Annotated in this window: 17 protein-coding genes and 1 pseudogene; 2 read left to right on the top strand and 16 right to left on the bottom strand. The window is 40.3% G+C overall.

Annotated elements, in window-relative coordinates; all coding sequences use genetic code 11:
- The 8 genes and pseudogenes from WAX46_RS05345 to WAX46_RS05380 form a co-directional block, all read right to left on the bottom strand.
- A pseudogene (locus WAX46_RS05345) lies at positions 1 to 262 on the bottom strand (helix-turn-helix domain-containing protein); the annotation flags it as partial.
- Between the two features lie 315 nt (positions 263 to 577).
- Positions 578 to 952, bottom strand: a complete 375-nt coding sequence (mnhG, locus tag WAX46_RS05350) for a monovalent cation/H(+) antiporter subunit G (RefSeq protein ID WP_226567430.1) — start codon at positions 950 to 952, stop codon at positions 578 to 580.
- Positions 936 to 1,220: a Na(+)/H(+) antiporter subunit F1 gene (locus WAX46_RS05355; protein WP_226567461.1), complete on the bottom strand. Its 285-nt coding sequence runs from the start codon at positions 1,218 to 1,220 to the stop codon at positions 936 to 938. The genes mnhG and WAX46_RS05355 overlap by 17 nt, the downstream gene beginning before the upstream one ends.
- Positions 1,217 to 1,696 carry a Na+/H+ antiporter subunit E gene (locus WAX46_RS05360; protein ID WP_226567428.1) on the bottom strand — a complete coding sequence of 160 codons (480 nt, stop codon included), beginning with the start codon at positions 1,694 to 1,696 and terminating at the stop codon, positions 1,217 to 1,219. Before WAX46_RS05360 ends, WAX46_RS05355 begins: the two co-directional genes overlap by 4 nt.
- A 6-nt stretch (positions 1,697 to 1,702) precedes the next feature.
- Positions 1,703 to 3,178 (bottom strand): Na+/H+ antiporter subunit D, encoded by a 1,476-nt coding sequence (locus WAX46_RS05365; protein WP_336493457.1) that lies wholly within the window; start codon positions 3,176 to 3,178, stop codon positions 1,703 to 1,705.
- Complete coding sequence (locus WAX46_RS05370; protein WP_226567426.1) at positions 3,171 to 3,512, bottom strand: Na(+)/H(+) antiporter subunit C; 342 nt, start codon at positions 3,510 to 3,512, stop codon at positions 3,171 to 3,173. Before WAX46_RS05370 ends, WAX46_RS05365 begins: the two co-directional genes overlap by 8 nt.
- On the bottom strand, positions 3,512 to 3,943 hold the full coding sequence (locus tag WAX46_RS05375) for a Na(+)/H(+) antiporter subunit B (RefSeq protein WP_226567425.1): 432 nt from the start codon (positions 3,941 to 3,943) through the stop codon (positions 3,512 to 3,514). The genes WAX46_RS05370 and WAX46_RS05375 overlap by 1 nt, the downstream gene beginning before the upstream one ends.
- A complete protein-coding gene (locus tag WAX46_RS05380; protein ID WP_336493458.1) occupies positions 3,940 to 6,345 on the bottom strand; it encodes a Na+/H+ antiporter subunit A in 2,406 nt (801 codons plus the stop codon). The genes WAX46_RS05375 and WAX46_RS05380 overlap by 4 nt, the downstream gene beginning before the upstream one ends.
- Positions 6,346 to 6,564: 219 nt before the next feature.
- Between WAX46_RS05380 and WAX46_RS05385 the strand changes: the two genes are divergently transcribed.
- Complete coding sequence (locus tag WAX46_RS05385) at positions 6,565 to 6,774, top strand: hypothetical protein (protein ID WP_226567423.1); 210 nt, start codon at positions 6,565 to 6,567, stop codon at positions 6,772 to 6,774.
- 75 nt (positions 6,775 to 6,849) lie between these two features.
- Here WAX46_RS05385 and WAX46_RS05390 read toward each other — a convergent pair whose 3' ends face one another.
- The 7 genes from WAX46_RS05390 to malK all read right to left on the bottom strand — a co-directional run bounded on the left by WAX46_RS05390 (position 6,850) and on the right by malK (position 15,826).
- Positions 6,850 to 8,169: a 2-hydroxycarboxylate transporter family protein gene (locus tag WAX46_RS05390; RefSeq protein WP_442895658.1), complete on the bottom strand. Its 1,320-nt coding sequence runs from the start codon at positions 8,167 to 8,169 to the stop codon at positions 6,850 to 6,852.
- A 193-nt stretch (positions 8,170 to 8,362) separates the two neighbouring features.
- A complete protein-coding gene (locus WAX46_RS05395) occupies positions 8,363 to 9,322 on the bottom strand; it encodes an ABC transporter permease (RefSeq protein WP_226567421.1) in 960 nt (319 codons plus the stop codon).
- Positions 9,323 to 10,369 (bottom strand): ABC transporter permease, encoded by a 1,047-nt coding sequence (locus WAX46_RS05400; protein WP_226567420.1) that lies wholly within the window; start codon positions 10,367 to 10,369, stop codon positions 9,323 to 9,325.
- Positions 10,362 to 11,897, bottom strand: a complete 1,536-nt coding sequence (locus WAX46_RS05405; RefSeq protein ID WP_226567419.1) for an ABC transporter ATP-binding protein — start codon at positions 11,895 to 11,897, stop codon at positions 10,362 to 10,364. Before WAX46_RS05405 ends, WAX46_RS05400 begins: the two co-directional genes overlap by 8 nt.
- 155 nt (positions 11,898 to 12,052) lie before the next feature.
- The gene (locus WAX46_RS05410) at positions 12,053 to 13,135 is read right to left on the bottom strand and encodes a BMP family lipoprotein (RefSeq protein WP_226567418.1); all 1,083 of its coding nucleotides are present in this window, start codon (positions 13,133 to 13,135) and stop codon (positions 12,053 to 12,055) included.
- A 392-nt stretch (positions 13,136 to 13,527) separates the two neighbouring features.
- Entirely contained in the window at positions 13,528 to 14,235 is a 708-nt protein-coding gene (locus tag WAX46_RS05415) for a response regulator (protein WP_226567417.1), read from the bottom strand.
- On the bottom strand, positions 14,228 to 15,826 hold the full coding sequence (gene malK, locus WAX46_RS05420) for a malate sensor histidine kinase MalK (protein WP_226567416.1): 1,599 nt from the start codon (positions 15,824 to 15,826) through the stop codon (positions 14,228 to 14,230). The genes WAX46_RS05415 and malK overlap by 8 nt, the downstream gene beginning before the upstream one ends.
- Before the next feature lie 184 nt (positions 15,827 to 16,010).
- Here malK and WAX46_RS05425 point away from each other — a divergent pair, with 184 nt between their 5' ends.
- Positions 16,011 to 16,568: a DUF5366 family protein gene (locus WAX46_RS05425; protein ID WP_226567415.1), complete on the top strand. Its 558-nt coding sequence runs from the start codon at positions 16,011 to 16,013 to the stop codon at positions 16,566 to 16,568.
- Between the two features lie 44 nt (positions 16,569 to 16,612).
- Here WAX46_RS05425 and WAX46_RS05430 read toward each other — a convergent pair whose 3' ends face one another.
- Positions 16,613 to 17,023 (bottom strand): thiol-disulfide oxidoreductase DCC family protein, encoded by a 411-nt coding sequence (locus WAX46_RS05430; RefSeq protein WP_226567414.1) that lies wholly within the window; start codon positions 17,021 to 17,023, stop codon positions 16,613 to 16,615.
- Positions 17,024 to 17,038 lie beyond the last annotated feature (15 nt).

Genomic DNA, 17,038 nt, shown 5'->3' on the forward strand with positions numbered 1-17,038 from the left:
GTTGTCTCAGATAACGATTTTCTGCCTGCAGTCTCTCTAATTCCGAAGAGTACTCGGGACCCTTTCCATAGATATATTGTTTTCCAACAGGCTGTTCGAACCTGTGTGTATCCCCAGCCTTATGCCACCTCACCCATGTCTGAACCTGCGTCTTATTCTTGATATTCAATTCCTGCATGATCTCTTTCATAGGTACACCTGCCAATCTCATTTCTACAGCCTTCTGTTTGACTTCAACTGGATAACTCACTCTTGTCCCCATAGAAAAAACACCTCCATGTTTTATTTCGGATCACAACGGTCCGTTTTCAAACTTGAAGGTGTTTTTTATTTGTCTCATCTTAGGGGGTCAGTCCCTCCATCGGAAGCTTTTTTTTACTCTGTTGAACGATAATGTTGATATTTGAGCGTCATAATGGAGGTTTTTGGTTTCTAGAAAAATTCAAAGTGAAAAGGTGTTGCTATCTATGATAACTCTTGCTAATATTCTTTACACTCGTAAGACATAAATAAAAGGACCTAACACGTTAGGCCCTTCATTTATTTGTTCCTCCACAAAAGGATATTAAATTGTCTTTTATAAATAAGAATCCTCATTTCGCTTAATCACGAAGTTACGAAACCCGTCATAATCATCTTGCACACTCCGTTTGTCCATCTTGACTCCTGTGTTGTAGGCAGCTCTTCCGATCAGGTGAGCGCCGACTGGTGCTGTCAGGAAGATAAAAACAATCCCGAGTAGGATTTTCGCAGAGATAATACCTGCAAGAAACCATTCATGAAAGAATACACCAACTAAAATGAGTACAACGCCAAGTGTCGATGCTTTTGATGCAGCATGCATACGTGTATAGACGTCCGGTAAGCGAAGTAAGCCAATGGCTGAGATCAGACAAAGGATGGCGCCAAGTAGAATAAAAAAGATCACAATGGCTTTAGCGATGACGATCATTTTCAATCACTTCCCCTTTCTCAAGGAATTTAGAAAAAGCGACAGTGCCGATAAAAGCTAGGATACCGAGCAGTAAAATAATTTCAAAGAACATAGTCGTCTTCAGTAATATTGAAACAATGGCTGTCATCCCAATTAAATTGATCCCTACCGCATCAAGTGCACTCACACGGTCAGGAATGGAAGGTCCTTTGATGACCCTGATGACAAAAAGCAAGGTAGACAATGCGAGAATGCCGAGTGAAATTTGCAATACGAGTTCCATTATTTACTACTCACCTCCTGAATGGCTTTTTCAAATGATACACGAATGTCATGGATGGCTTTTTCAGCATCTTCAATATCCATCGCATGAATATATAAAATGGATCGATCATCCGATATATCAATGACCAGTGTGCCTGGTGTCAATGTGATTAAATTGGCAAGCACAGTAATTTCCCAATCACATTTTAAATCTGTACGAAAGGCGAAAATTCCCGGCTTGATTTGAAGCTTCGGTGATAATATGTTCTTCAAAACACTCAAATTGGCAAGAAGCAGTTCACGAATGAAAATGATCAAGAGCTTGAAAATGGCATAAAGTGCATAGCCATAAAAACGTTGCGGGAAGAATCGCCGCAGCATAAAAATAGCGACCATCCCAAGTACAAAGCCTTTTACAAAGCCTGAGGCTGTGTAAGTATCATTCATAAACATCCATGTAAAGGCGAGGAGAGCGTTTAATAATATTTGAAAGGCCATGTTCATCTACTCCTTCAGCACAGCTTGAATATATTTTTCTGGTGTTGAAATCATTTCCGTAGCTTGATTGATATAAGGTGCAATGAACTCTGTTCCTAATCCAATCGCAAGCGATAAAACAACAAGCAGTACTCCAGGATACACCATACCTTTAATCGACTTTCTTCTCGGAAGTTCCTGTTCTTCGCCCCAAAATGCGAGCGTGAAAATCCTCATAACAGAATAAAGGACAAGCAGACTAGACAGTAAGACGAGAATGGAAAATGTCATGTGTCCAGCAGAAAATCCACCTTCAACAATTTTTAGCTTTCCAACAAACCCACTAAGTGGCGGAATACCTGCAAGTGATAAAGCGGAGATGAAAAACATCCAGCCGAGGAGAGGCTGGGATTGAATCAGACCGCCCATTTTTTTCAGGCTGTTGGTGCCAGCGTACACAAATAATGCACCTGCCAGCATAAATAAAGCTCCTTTGATCACCATATCGTGAATGAGATAATAAATGGCTCCTTGGAGCGATGCTGGTGTATTGGCTGCAATCCCAAATAAGATGACCCCAACAGCTGTCACAATATTATAAATCACGATTTTTTGTATATCAGAATAGGCGATAGAACCAATCACACCGAAAATAACCGTTAGGGCGGCTAGCCACGCCATGAGTGTATGTGTGAAGGCTGTATCATGTATAAAAATTAACGTAAAGACTCTGGCAATGGCATATAAGCCTACCTTTGTCAGCAGTGCGCCAAATAGAGCTGAAATTGCTGCAGGCGGTGCATGATATGATCCTGGCAACCAGAAATAAAGCGGGAAGACACCAGCTTTTAAGCCAAATACTATGAGGAACAGAATCGAAATGACGGTGATTAATCCTGTTTGTCCTGATTCAGCTATTTTCACACTTAAATCAGCCATATTCAATGTGCCAGTGACCGCATATAAACAAGCTATACCGACAATAAATAATGCCGATGAGATGATATTAAACACAATATATTTCAGTGATTCACGAAGCTGGGGCTTTGATCCGCCTAACACAATGAGCATGTAAGACGCCATCAGCAGTAATTCAAAGAAAACAAACAAGGTGAATATATCTCCTGTTAAAAAGGCACCACTGACGCCAGCTAATAAAAACTGTACACCAGAATAAAAGAACAGCCGCTCTCTTTCTTTCCCAATCGTTTGAAAGGAGAAGAGAACTGTGACAAGTCCAACAATGGAAGAGGTCAGTACGAGCAGTGCAGCAAACTGATCGGCCACAAGCGCAATTCCAAATGGTGCTTTCCAGCCGCCCAAATAAAGTGTCTGTATACCTTTTGTAAAAATCGTTTGAACCAAAAACAAGTTACATATAATGGCTGAAAGAGATGCAAAGACACTAAAGCCTCTAGACAGCATGATGTTCTTGTTCATAAAGATCAATAGTGTAGCGGATAGTAATGGAATTAAAATAGGCAGGATCACGAGATTATTCATGCTGATCATTTCCTCTCATTTGATCCATGTCATCTGTTCGTAGCTCTTGAAAGGCACGGAAGGCCATGACGAGCAAAAAGGATGTCACACCAAACGAAATGACAATGGCTGTTAAAATTAATGCTTGTGGCAAAGGATCTACATAGGATGTGAGCCCCTCTTTTAAAATAGGAGGTGCTCCTTTTTTTAAGCCGCCCATTGTTAATAGAAGCAAATGGACGCCGTGACCCAAAACAGCAGTACCAACGATGACCCGTAGAAGACTTTTTGAAAGCATTAAATAGGTCGCCGTCATAAAAATAATTCCGACGATAATAGACATTAGAAATTCCATTATTCCTTCTCTCCAATCGTTTGAATAATGGTCATGGTGACACCAACAACTACCAAATAAACACCGATATCAAACAGTACCGCTGTTGCCAGCTCTGTTTTCCCTAAAAACGGCAATTGAAAATAACCAAAGGTATGGGATAAGAAAGGTGCTCCGAACAGGAAAGATCCGATACCGGTCAGGATGGCAATGAGGAGCCCGACACCTGCTACATAAATAAAATTAAACGGCAAGATGCGTCTCACTGTTTTTAGGTCATAGGCTAAGAGCAGCAGGACGACAGCGCAAGAACTCATTAATCCACCAATAAACCCTCCGCCAGGATTGTTATGTCCCGCAAGAAACAGGTGGAGTGAGAAAAGCAATATGATGAATGCAGTGATTTTGGTTGTGACTTGTAATAGTATATCATTCGTCTCAATTTTTCTCATCGCCGCATTCCTCTCTTCTGTTTTCTTTGTGACTTTAATAACCCATAAATACCAAGTGCTGCGATAGCAAGCACTGCAATTTCAGTAAGTGTATCAAAGCCCCTAAAATCAACAAGAATGACATTAACAATATTGTCTCCACCTGCAAGCTTGTAGCTGTTCTTAATAAAATAAGACGCAATGGTATCAAGTGACTGCTCACTTGTTGAAGCGAAGGCAAGGCAGGTAACAATGATGCCGACACCTAATGAAATGATTAAATTTGTCAATCTGAACCTTCTCTTTTTTTGCTTCAAGCTCAGTTTTGGCAGGTGATAGAAGCAAAGTAAAAACAGCGCAACAGAAATCGTTTCAATAATCAGCTGTGTGAGTGCAAGATCAGGTGCTCTGAAAATGACAAAAAATAGTGAGAGCGTATAACCCATGACACCTAGTCCAATAATGGCCGTTAAGCGAGAACGGGCAAACACAGTCGTGAGGGTCGCCGCCACCATGACAAGTGAAAGGATGACCTCGTAAGTGCCGATTGGTGCAGCATGCTCCGTTTGAAATGAGAAGGCTTGTTGATAGACCATGACGCTTCCAAGCACGATAATCATGAACCCAAACACATAGACAAGGTAGTCACGAAGAAACCCAGTCATATAGCTGCTTGTCAGTCGATACGAGCCTTTTTCTAATCCTGTAAGCGAATGATCATATAATGAGTTAAATGACCATTTTTCTTTGAAGATATTGTAGATTGGACGCCATTTTGACAACGTCAAATATCCGATGATTCCTAAAGCGACAACACCTATCGTCATATAAAGCTCTTTCTGAAAGCCGTGCCATGCTTCAATTTTGACAACAAACCGTTTTCCTGGATCAATCGCATCAGGGATAATGGCTGCAATCGCAGGTTCGATGACAGAATAAGCTAGAATATTTGGGAAGAAGAAAAAGGTGACCACAAGTGCAGCAAGAATAATTGGTGGGATGAGCATACCAATCGGTGCCTCGTGCGGTTTTTTTTCTAATTGATCGAGTTGTAGGCGACCTCTAAATGTTTTAAAGAAGAGCATCATACTGTAAATGAACGTAAACACACTAGCGATCCAAGCAATTGCTGGGAAGATAGCACCCCATGTGGAAACATCGGTAAAACTGATGTCAGAGATACGTATCATGCTTGTGAAAAATAGCTCTTTACTCATAAAGCCATTAAATGGCGGAAGTCCAGCCATTGAGAATGTACCAATCAATGTAATTGTAAATGTAATAGGCATGATGGTCATTAGTCCGCCTAATTTACGAATGTCACGTGTGCCTGTTTCATGATCAATAATACCAGCTGCCATAAAGAGACTGCCTTTAAACGTGGCATGGTTGATTAAATGAAAAATAGCGGCCAGAACGGCTACGCCGAAAAAAGCAGGATTGTTTTCATGAATGGCAGATGCGCCTACTCCAAGCATAAGCATAATCATGCCAAGCTGACTAACGGTTGAAAAGGCCAGAATAGCTTTCAAATCGTTTTGCCGGACGGCGTGAAATGATCCCCAGAATAATGTGACAAGTCCAACGATTGAAAGGGTCCAAAACCACACCTCTGAAACTGCAAAGATGGGACTGAAGCGGGCAACAAGATAAATACCAGCTTTTACCATTGTGGCAGAATGCAAGTAACTGCTCACTGGAGTTGGTGCTTCCATTGCGTCAGGCAGCCAAATATAGAATGGAAATTGCGCTGATTTAGTAAACGCACCAAGTAAGATCAACATCATGGCAGGGATAAAATAAGGTGATGCCATAATGAGCTGGAGCTGATTAATTGCTTCACGGATACTGAATGAATCAGTGATCAAGTAGATAAGGATGAAGCCACCAAGCATAGCCAATCCACCAAAAACAGTAATAAGCAGTGATTTTGTCGCTCCGTAACGAGAACGATCTCGCTTATACCAATACCCAATCAAGAGGAAGGAAGAGATACTCGTTAGCTCCCAAAACAAGTAAAGAACCACCATGTTGTCAGATAGAACGATACCAAGCATAGCGCTCATAAACATTAACAAATACGTATAGAAAGAGCCGATTTGTTCTTTTTCCTTTGACAAGTAGAAAATACTGTACAAGACCACAAGTGAGCCAATACCTGTAATTAATAGCGCAAATAACAAACTAAGTCCGTCTATATATACAGTGAAATTCATTCCGAGTGAAGGAATCCATTCGGCCTGTGAGAACAACGTTCGTCCATTTGATGTGATTGTGATCATTTGGACAAAATAGCTAAATAAAAGAATAGGGAGGATAAGAACAAACCACCCCGTATGTATACGCTTTACGTATTTAAAAAGAAAAGGCACAATAAACGCAAGCAAAAAAGGTGATAGGATGGCGAAGTGAATAAGCTGCAAGAAATAAACCTCCTTCGATCAATATAAATTCACGTTCTAAAGAACTGGTAAATAAAATTATAGCGTAAATACAGAAATAGTGCATTGGTTTGAACTGATTTACAACAAATTGCATTTATTTTTGAGTTCTTTTGACCACAAAAATTATTTTATCAAAAATGAAACTCGTTGTATATTGTTTTGTTTTTCGTACATGCTTTTCTTAAAGGAGCTGATTACATGAAACTAAAAGCGGGCATCAGCTTAAGCATATTCTGCACGATTTTAGGAGGAGCATTCTTAATAGAACGAAATGATCAAAAAAGGTGGCAGTCAGAAAGTGAATGGCCGATGTTTTCAGAACATCTTCTCTATATGACCTATCAAGAAGCAAGACAATATCCATTTCAGCCGAGAGAATATATACGAGTAGTCTTTGGTGAAGAATAAAGTCTAATAGGAAAAAAGGAATATAAAAAAGCATGTGCCCATAATGAGAGCTCATGCTTTTTATGATTGTATTGATTAAGTAAACATTCTGAGTAAGATCGTTGCGCAAATAACAGTTGCTGCTCCACCAAGACGTGTAGAAACTTGGGCGAAAGGCATAAGTCCCATTCTTCCAGAAGCGGAAAGGATCGCAACGTCACCAGTACCGCCTAGTCCGCTGTGGCAGCCAGTAACAATTGCAGATTCTACTGGGTACATGTTCATTAATTTACCAACGATGTAACCAGAACCAACCATTCCAAGAACAACAGCGATACATACGCATACAAATGGAATAGAGATAACAGTTGCTACATCATCAAGCGGAATGTAGAGAATTCCTAGACCAACCATGAGTGGCCATGTGAAGCTTCTAGATACAAACTTGTAGAACTGTTGAGAACCATTTTGTAGATGCTGAGGCATCACGTTTAAGTATTTAATTAATGCTGCAAGAACAATCATTAAAATTGGACCTGGAATATGGATAAAGCTTTCTAACAAACCACCAAAGATAAAGGTCGTACAAGCAATAAGTACACCTGCACCCATTAAACCGAAATCAACTTTTGCATCCATATCAGGCTGCTCGAAAATTTCATTTGCTTCTTTCGTTTTTACAAGACGGCCATTCCCGTTAAGTTCAGGACGCTTTTCACCAAGCTTTTTCATGGCGCCAGCACAGATAATGGCAATGACGTTCCCAATAACAGCAGCAGGAATTAATTGAGAAATTAATGACTCTGCTGATACACCAAGAATTTGTGAATAAGCAATAGATAATGGCAAAATCCCTTCACCAACACCACCAGCAATAATCGGTACAATAATAAAGAAGAACGAATGATGTGGTGTGTAACCAACTAAAAGACCAACAAGAATTCCGGCAGTCACAGCTGCAATTGTACCTGCGACAAGAGGAACAAACATGCGAATAAGGCCTTGTACTAAAACAGTTCGTTGCATCCCAAGAATACTACCTACTACAAGAGCAGAAATATAGAAGTAAAGGAAGTTAGACGTTTTCATAAGAGACGTAACCGCTTCCAACGAGTTTGGATTCAGAACATGAAAAAAGACCAGGAACGATGGTATGAATAAAGAAAGAATCGCTGGTCCACCAATATCTTTTAAGATTGGAATACGTTGTCCTACATCTCCAAGGAAAATCCCCAAAATCATAATAACAGCGAAACCACCAAGCATATTTACTGGAATTTTATTGAAATAAGCGGCAGTTAAAATAATCGCTGCAAGTACTAAATACACAGGAAGATCAATAACACCAATTTTCCAAGACATCATCTTTCGGAAAACGCTTTTATTATTGTCAGAATCGTTTGTAATCGATTTCAATTGTTGTGCATTAGCCACATAAACACCCCCAAACGCTATTTGTCTCAATTGTAGAAGATTGAATGATACTCTTCTATTTATTAAACTAAATTAAGTATAATAAAAGTAAAATAAACAGGGATTTTTTCGTTTTTATCATACAAAAATCCCCTGAAGATAGTTTGTCCTTCAGGGGATTGTTCATATATCGTATTTATCGTTTTCCTTTTAAATAAGGTGTACCAAGGGCTTTCGGTGCATCTGCACGTCCGATAAAGCCAGTAAGTGCTAGGATGGTAAGCACATACGGTGCAATGAGCATGTACACGTTGGGTATATCTTGAAATAACGGTAAGAGAGAGCCAATGATACTTAAACTTTGAGCAAATCCAAAGAATAATGCAGCGCCCATTGCGCCAAATGGATGCCACTTACCGAATACAAGAGCAGCCAAAGCAATGAAACCTTGACCTGTAATCGTCGCATGTGAGAAATCTAGAGCGATGGTCGAAGCGTAGACAGCCCCTCCAAGACCGCCAAACAGACCACTAATGAAAACGCCAATATAACGCATACGATAGACTTTAATGCCCATTGTATCAGCAGCCATTGGATGCTCTCCGACTGCACGAAGACGAAGACCAAATGGCAGTTTAAACAAAACAAACCAAGCAACAACCGCTAGAGCTAATGTGAGTATGGACGTATAATATACATCTTTAAAGAAAATATCACCAATGATTGGAATATCACTTAAAAGGGGAATATCTCCTTTATAGAAAGGCTCTGTAATTTTATCTGTTTGTGCTTTTCCGTAAATAAGCTTAACGACAAACAATGTAGCGCCAAGAGAAAGCATATTAATAGCGACACCACTGACAATTTGATCTGCTCGAAACGTTATGGTCGCAACAGCGTGAATGAGTGAGAACAATCCGCCTACAGCCATCCCAACGAGAAGACCAAGCCATGGGGTCAAGGGGCCAAACATATCAGCAAAAAACAAGTTAAAGATAATACTGGAAAATGCTCCGATGACCATCAAACCTTCAAGACCGATATTAACAACACCTGATCTTTCTGAAAAGACGCCTCCAAGAGCGGTTAAAATAAGTGGTGCAGCATAAACAAGTGTAGCTGGGATGACGATTTCAAGAATTTGCAGAAACCCCACTTATTTCCCCCCCTTTTTCTTCATTTGTTGAATCACAATCCGGATAATATAGCTTGAGGCGACGAAAAGAATAATGATCGCAATGACAATATCAACGACCTCAGTCGGTACGCCAGATTCAAGCGGCATATTTAAAGCACCGACCTTCAATCCACCAAGCAATAATGCAGCCAGAACAACACCAATGGTTGTGTTTCCGCCTAATAAGGCGACGGCGATTCCATCAAAACCAACACCGGTAAAAGAGCCTTTAATAGAGGCATACTCAAACGTTCCAAGCCCTTCCATTGCACCTGCAAGACCTGCAAAGGCACCAGAAATCAGCATCGCATAAATGATATTACGGCGAACGTTCATTCCGGCATAATGTGAGGCCTTTTGATTCATGCCAACAGCTCGTAATTCAAACCCTTTAGAGGTTTTTTGAATAATGACCCACATGACAACAGCAGCAATGATGGCAACAAAAATACCATTATGCATTCTAGAAAAATCGGTGATTTGCTCAAAGAATCCAGAGCGAAGCGATGCGGTTGCTTCAATTTTTTCTGTTTTATCTTTATTACTTGTTAAGACATTTGAAATCAAATAGTTTGTTACATGAAGGGCAATATAGTTCATCATGATGGTGACAATGACTTCATGTACATAGAAACGAGCTTTTAAAAACCCAGGAATAAAGCCCCATAATGCACCTGCAACAGCAGCCGTGATCAGTGCAAGAGGTAGGTGGATGTAGATCGGTGCATGAACCGTAGTTCCAATCCATACAGCAGCTACCCAGCCGATCAGTAATTGACCTTCTACACCGATATTAAAGAGGCCTGTCCGAAATGCAAAGGCAACAGCAAGCCCTGATAAAATATAAGGTGTAACTTGTCTGATGGTTTCTCCCATATAATAGGTCTCACCGAAGACGCCATTCCAAAGGGCGCCATAGCCTTCGATGACACTATAACCGCTTGCAAGCATGATAATGGCCCCAACGAAAAGACCAAGTACAATGGCTATAAGCGGAATCAGCAGATTTGTTAAGCGATTAGACATTTGCTTCTTTCCCCACTTCCTGTTGCGTACTTCCAGCCATTAATAGACCAAGCTCTTGTTCTGTTGTTTCTTTTGGATCAACAATGGCGATAATACTACCTTCAAAGATCACAGCAATTTTGTCGCTGACATTGATAATTTCATCAAGCTCAAATGAGATGAGCAGTACGGCTTTGCCCGCATCTCTTTGTTCAATGAGACGTTTATGAACAAATTCAATCGCACCAACGTCAAGTCCGCGTGTCGGCTGTGCGGCAATTAACAAGTCAGGATGACGGTCAACTTCACGGCCTATAATGGCTTTTTGCTGGTTACCGCCTGACAGCGCACGTGCTTCTGTATATTCATTCGGTGTCCGTACGTCATATTCATCAATAATGCGTTTTGCTTTTTGATAAATATTTTTCATATTCATTAAGCCAAACTTTGAGTATGGGCGCTGATAATATGTTTGTAAGGAAATATTTTCTCCAATTGAAAAGTCGAGAACAAGTCCGTGTTTATGACGGTCTTGAGGAATATGGCCAATACCAGATTCGGTGATCTTACGAGGCGGGAGATTTTGAATGGCTTTCCCGTTTAGCAGGATCGTACCAGATTCTGATTTTTTCAGACCTGTAATGGCTTCAATTAATTCAGATTGACCATTGCCATCAACACCAGCGATTCCGACAATCTCGCCAGCCTTCACTGAGAGGTTAAGATGTTTGACTGCTTCGATTCCTCGTGCGTCTTTTACAGTCAGGTCTTGAATTTGAAGCACTTCCTCAGCAGGAGAAGCTGCTTTTTTGTCTGTTTTAAATGAAACTTCCCGGCCGACCATTAAGCTGGCAAGCTCGTCTTTATTTGTGCTTTCAACATCAAGTGTACGAATGCCTTGACCTTTTCGAATAATGGTGACGCGATGACAGGCATTCATAATTTCCTTCAGCTTATGGGTAATTAAAATAATGGATTTACCTTCATTGATTAAATTTTTCATAATTTGTATAAGTTCTTTTATCTCTTGAGGTGTTAAGACGGCTGTTGGTTCGTCGAAGATCAAAATGTCTGCGCCGCGGTAAAGTGTTTTTAAGATTTCTGCACGCTGCTGCATTCCGACAGAGATGTCAGACACTTTAGCAGCAGGGTCTATTTTCAGCCCATAGCGATCGGAAAGCTCTTGCACTTGCTGAATCGCTTGCTCTTTGTCAATCTTTCCAAATTTCTTTGGCTCTTTCCCTAAAATAATGTTTTCAGCAACAGTGAATGTATCCACAAGCATAAAGTGCTGATGCACCATTCCAATGCCTAAATCACTTGCATCATTCGGACTTGAGATGTGAACGGGTTTTCCGTGTACCTTGATTTCACCTTTTTCAGGCTGATACAGTCCGAAAAGCACGTTCATGAGCGTTGATTTTCCAGCGCCGTTTTCACCAAGCAACGCATGAATTTCACCCTTTTTAAGCTGTAGCGTAATGTTGTCGTTTGCTACAATGCCAGGGAATTCTTTGCGTATATTCAACATTTCAATGATATAATCCACAGGTTTAACCGCTCCTTTTTTAGGGTGCTGATGAAGATAAAAACTAGCAAAAGAAAAGCTGCAAAACAAGGCTGCAGCTTTTCTTTTACCACCTTTTACGAATAAAGAGGAGGTAAAGGAGAGGCAAGGGGATAAGACGCGCTTATCCCAATGAATTAAGCTTTAAAATCTTTTAGTTCATCACGTGTTGCAGGGATTTTGACTTCACCCTTAATGATTTTTTGTTTCCATTCTTCTACTTTCTTTAGTACCTCTTCGTCAAGGTTATCCTGTGATGGAGAGATGTCAACGCCGCCTTCTTTCAGACCGTATGTGATCACTTCGCCTCCAGGGAATTTACCTTCTTTTGCTTGCGTTGTTAAGTCTTGTACTGCTGTGTCTACTTTCTTGATCATAGAAGTAAGGGTGACACTTTGCTTTGTTCCAGGTACTTTTCCTTCGTCATACTGGTCTTTATCTACACCGATAACCCAAACATTACGGTTAGGGTCAGCTTTTTTCAGGTTTTTCGCTTCTGTAAAGACACCAGTTCCAGTACCGCCAGCTGCATGATAAATGATATCTACGCCAGATTTGTACATACTTTCAGCTGTTGCTTTCCCGATGTCTGCTTTATCGAATGCACCAGCATATTTCACTTCAACTTTTGCTTTCGGATTAGCTGCTTGAACGCCTGCACGGAAACCAACTTCGAATTTTCTGATCAGTTCAGAGTCAATGCCACCAACAAAACCGATTTTGTTCGATTTTGTAGAAAGAGCAGCCGCAACACCAACAAGGAAAGATCCTTCGTTTTCGTTGAACATAATGCTTGCTACATTGTCTTTTTCCACTATTGTATCAACGATCGCAAAGTGGTTTTTCTTACGTTGATCTGCAATTTCGGTAATAGAATCTTGCATTAAGTAACCAATACCGTAAATCAGGTCAAATTTTTCACGTGCAAGTGTGTTTAAGTTTGTTGTATAGTCAGCGTCTGATTTAGATTGTAAGTAATCAAAGCCATTTTTACCTTTTGTTAAATTGTTGTCTTTTCCAAATGCCTGTAGACCTTCCCAAGCTGATTGGTTAAACGATTTGTCATCGACACCACCGACGTCAGTTACCATTGCAACAGTAAATTGATCTTTATCTTTTTTACTTTCACCGCTGTTTGAACCAGAGTTGCCGCATGCTCCAAGGATGGTTCCTGCTGCTACGACTAAGGACAATGCTAGTCCAATTTTTCGCTTCTTCAAAACATAACCTCCTATAAAATTTAAAAGTTTTTTTAGAAAAGTCAAGCGAAAAAAGACTGGCTACATCTTCACCGCCTTGTGAAAAGTTATTTTATCCTGCTTTCTCAAAAAAATTCAGAGAGCGGAAGAGAAGATGTAAGACATCAGACTTGTATCTCGTTGAACTAATCAATCATAATTTATCATTTCCGATCGAATAAATAAATAGAAATTTGTTTTATTTTAAAAAAATGTTAAAAGGCTTCATTCGATGTCTTTTTATAGACTGAAATATGATATAATGTCGCTTTTGTGATGTGCTCTACTACAGTGGAAGCACTGATTTCAAGGGGTTTGTTTATCGTGTGTCATTAAAAAACATCTGGCCTTTGTGAAAGGTCAGATGTGTCAAATTATAGATATTGCTGAATCAAATTCATATGGCTCGTATTAAGTTTATATTGAAAAACAGGACGTCCGATTGTCCCGTACGCCATTTCCACATCGACAACTTTGATATCCTCAAGGAATTTCAAGTATTTTCTAATGGAGACTTGAGAGATTTCTGTTTGATTGGCTAGGTCTTCAGTTGTGAAAGCCTGCCGACCAAACGATTGAATGCTTGTCCAAATGAGTTTGAGTGTACTCTTGGTCAGGCCTTTTGGCAGAAGCACCTTTTCTACCTCTGCTTTTTTATGAAAAAGTTTCCCATCTAAGTCATTTTGTGAGATGCTGTTCATCGTTTGGAACAGGGCGTGTTTTCTTTTATACTCTGCCAGCGCTGATTGGAATCGTTCGAACTCAAATGGCTTGATTAAATAATCAACTGCTCCGTTTCGCATCGTTTGCTGGACCACGTCGACTTCATTGGCAGCAGAAATGACAATCACATCGACGGCATGGTTTTGCTGACGAATTTCTGATAATAAAGCGAGCCCATTTTGTCCTGGCATATAAATATCGAGCAGTATAAGGTGAATGACTTCTGTTTTTAATAATTCTAATGCCCGCTGAATGGAGGTGGCAATCCCCTTTAACTCAAAACCATCTATTTGGGTAAGATAGCGTTTGTTCAGCTCCCCAACCATTGGATCATCTTCTACTATTAACACATTAATCATGAGAATCCTCCTTTTGTTTATACGGGATACGGAGACTAAAGGTCGTTCCTTCTCCTTTTTCACTCGTGACAATCATATGTCCGCTTAGTTTTTTGAGGCTTTGGTCAACGAAGTAGAGCCCTAATCCTCTGTCTTCTCCTTTTGTTGAAAAGCATTGATCAAACATCATGTCCTGCTCTTCTTTTGTGAGACCAACACCTGTGTCTGTGATTTCAATATGAAGCTGCTCCTGGATGTATCGGAATGAGATCGAGATGTTTTTGATCACTGTATGAGAAACAGCATCGAGTGCGTTATTTAACAGGTTGCCAATGACAGTAATGAGATCATGTGTTACTGCTGGGTCCTCGGAGTTTGGGACCTGTGTGTTGCAAATGACTTCTAAGGTGGCACCTTGTTCTCGAATATAGCTTTGTTTTCCTAGTAAAAATCCTGCTAAGACAGAGTTCTTCACATGGTTGATGATTTCATTTGTTTCTATTTGCTGATAAATCGCAATATCTTGTATATAAGTGCCAAGGTCATCATAGTTTTTGAGCTGTACCAATCCTAAAATCACATGAAGCTTGTTCATAAATTCGTGTGACTGGGCGCGAAGGGCATTGGCATACATCTTGACCCCGCTTAGCTGCTCAGCCAGGTGTTTGACTTCTGTTTTGTCACGGAAGGTGGCAATCGCCCCAACAATCTCACCTTTTACGGTAATCGGTACCTCGTTAAAGACGAGCTCCAGCCCATTCATTCTTACGTCACGATCAAGTAGCGGTTTGCGTGTTTCGATTACTTGCTTTAGACCACTTGAAGGAAGGAGAGTCTGAACATCCTGTTCTCTAGGGTCAACCATAATGCCCAAATTATGAAAGAGTCGTTTGGCTTCTGCGTTGGCGAGCTTGATTTTACCGTGCTGATCGACGGCAAGAATCCCTTCTTTTGTTGATTCTAGCATGGCGCTTCGTTCTTTCAATAATGTAGCAATTTCATCTGGCTCGAGTCCAAACATAATCTTCTTCACTTTTCGTGCAACAATGAGTGCACCGATAATGCCAGATAGAAGGCTAAGCGATGTGACGAAGTAGAGCGGGAGTAAGCTTTGATGAATAATCAAGTCAATTTCCTTTAACGTAATCCCTACTGCCACAGCCCCGAGCTGCTTTCCGTCTTGGCTGTAAACAGGAACAAAAGCACGCATGGACCTACCAAGTGTTCCAGATGCCGTGCTAATATGTTCCTTACCCTGTAATGCCGGTTTTTCATCACCGCCAGCAAATCGTTTGCCGATCTTTTGTGGATTGGGATGTGTTTTGCGAATGCCGTTCATATCCATGACGACAACGAATTCAGTATTGGTGATATGCTGAACACTTGTTGTATATTGACGCAGTGCTGAGTATGAATGGTCTTCTAATGATTTCGCTGTGATTGGTGCCTCTGCAACCATTTTGGCAGTGGAGAGGGCAATGTCACGCTCTTGCTGATGAATGTTCTTGGCTGTTTCCGACCATATCGTAAAGAATGTAATACAAAGGGAAATAAGAACAACGATACAGACAAAGATCGTCAGCCGTGTTTGCAGTCTTAAAGTTTTTTTCACGAGTATACCCCTAACGCACAATTTTTTCGTAATAGTAATACTTTAACGGGAAAAAGTAAGTTTGTGAAGGAATGTACGTGAAAATTACAAATTTGATTTTGATCCCAGTTTCATTTGAAAGCATCTTGTCAATCTGTTTTAAGTGAGCCATAATAAAAATGAGCTTATGAGAAAGGAACTATTTATGAAAAATACATATTTGACTGGATATTTTCCGCTGATATCAATTTTACTATTCAGCTCTGCTTTTTCCATTTTCACAGTAGGCATGACCACTGATTTCTTGACAAAAGCAGGTATTTTAAAAGGAATGCTGGAATTCTTTTCAGAACAGGGCATCCGTCTTGCTCTATTTGCCGCATTTGCACTTGTTTATTTTATGATATTATCTGCATTAAAACTTATTGCTGATACGGTCTTAGAGTTGGCTTTACTCTTTTTCGCAAAGGACCCTGAAGGGGGAAACTTAAAGAAAATTCGGATTGCATCCGTTGTTTATTTGTTTGCCAGCTTGCTTGCTTTTCTTTTGACGCAGCAGCTTATCCTGCTTGTAGGACTCTTTGTGTTAGCAAATCTTGTCTATTTTATTTTGGTGGTGGTTCGCATTCATCAATCGCTATCCATGCTGAATTTAATTGGGTTTATGATGTTTATTTTGCTGTTTTGGGCCACGTTTTTGATCGGCATTTTGTACTTATTTATTAAGCTTTATAACAGTGTTATGGCAAGTCTGCCTTCATAATCAGACGAAAGAAAGCATCCCCCGATGAATGGAGGATGCTTTTTTTATGGAAGAAATCGTTTTTTGATATTGGGTGTAGGCATTATACAGGATGTTTTTTGACCAAACCATTTGTAGCGGTTTTTCGCAATCAGCTCATAAAGCCAGTCGCGGATAGGACGCGGAATAGCAAGGAGCAAATAGCTCCACCTGTATATTCCTTTTAAATGACGTGCAGCTTTTAAAATGCCTGTCGATTTCGTATAGAATGTGCCCTCTTCAATATAAATGAATGAATTGAACTCATATAATGGCAAACTGTTGTCTTTTAGAAATTGCTGCCCTGTATTTGATTGTAAAGAAGCAAACATCATCCGTTCATTCGGATCACGTTTGATTACAAATTGAACAGCACCACTGCACACGTTGCAGACACCATCAAATAAAATTAAATGGGGTGGATGTGTTGAATGCATGGCAATCAAACCTCC

This window comes from Bacillus sp. FJAT-53060, from assembly GCF_037104745.1.
GTDB classification, from domain to species: domain Bacteria; phylum Bacillota; class Bacilli; order Bacillales; family Bacillaceae; genus Bacillus; species Bacillus stratosphericus_B.